At 51.2% G+C, this 857-nt stretch carries 2 protein-coding genes; both read right to left on the bottom strand.

The genetic code is table 11. The features are described 5' to 3' along the window. The coding region (locus C1714_RS13795; protein ID WP_135567969.1) for a transposase at positions 1-612 on the bottom strand (612 nt) is incomplete at its 3' end. A gap of 34 nt (positions 613-646) precedes the next feature. After that, positions 647-857 (bottom strand): hypothetical protein (locus C1714_RS14180; protein ID WP_167850093.1); only part of this gene is annotated, 211 nt, incomplete at its 5' end.

Genomic DNA, 857 nt, shown 5'->3' with positions numbered 1-857 from the left:
TTTGAGAAAGTAGCTGAGCAGATAATCTTTTCTTCTGCTGGGCAGGATATCCACCGGCTCCTGTGACTCGAAGTCGAGAATAACGAACACATATTTTGAATTCTCTCCCGGATGACGGAATGCGTAGTTCTCATCCCAGCACATCAAAGCGGGCAGAGTCTTTCGCGCCTCCCTGACGTGGGCATCGAAGACAGAGGCGGCGGTCGTCGGAGAAACGTGATACCGCTTAGCGACGGAAGCGAAGGTCTCGGTCTGAGTCTTCAAATCGTTCAGAATGTTTTCAACCGTGAGGGCGGAGATGTGCTGCTTCCTGAAACAGAATGGATTGTTCTCATAGTACGTTCGATGACAGACAGGACAGATGTACCTGCGGGCATGATAGAAGATGGTGCACTCACGATCAGTAAAGACGCCGTGGCTTATCTTCTTGTCAATGTAGTCCTTAACCCTTGGCAGTGTACAGCCGCAATCGGGACAAGGCGGATGATCCGGCCGCAGTAAAACATGGACAGACGCACTGCCATTGTCATTATGGAAGATGACATTCTCCACACTGCCTGTATCGAGGTTAAAGAATTCAAGAATGGCCTGTTTATCAGATTGTTCGGACATAGATCTTCTCCTTTGAGCCCAGCATAGGGGAAGATCAGGAAAGGCCCAAGTCAAAGTCATTTGGCCTGTTCAGGCAGAGAATGATTCCAGCCACCCAGCCGCTGGAGGAATCATAATCCAGAGCCCGGCGGACATCGCGCCGGAATGAAACACGGAGCTGTTGAAGCAGCGAATCAGGCGGAATCTCCAGCCCCAGGGAGGACCGCAGCTGCACAATGAGCTTATCGAGCCATTTGTTCCAACGG

It is taken from the genome of Galactobacillus timonensis, assembly GCF_900240265.1.
GTDB classification, from domain to species: domain Bacteria; phylum Bacillota_I; class Bacilli_A; order Erysipelotrichales; family Erysipelotrichaceae; genus Bulleidia; species Bulleidia timonensis.
The sequence above is the reverse complement of the archived record's forward strand: the minus strand, read 5'-3'. Positions and strand labels throughout refer to the sequence as shown.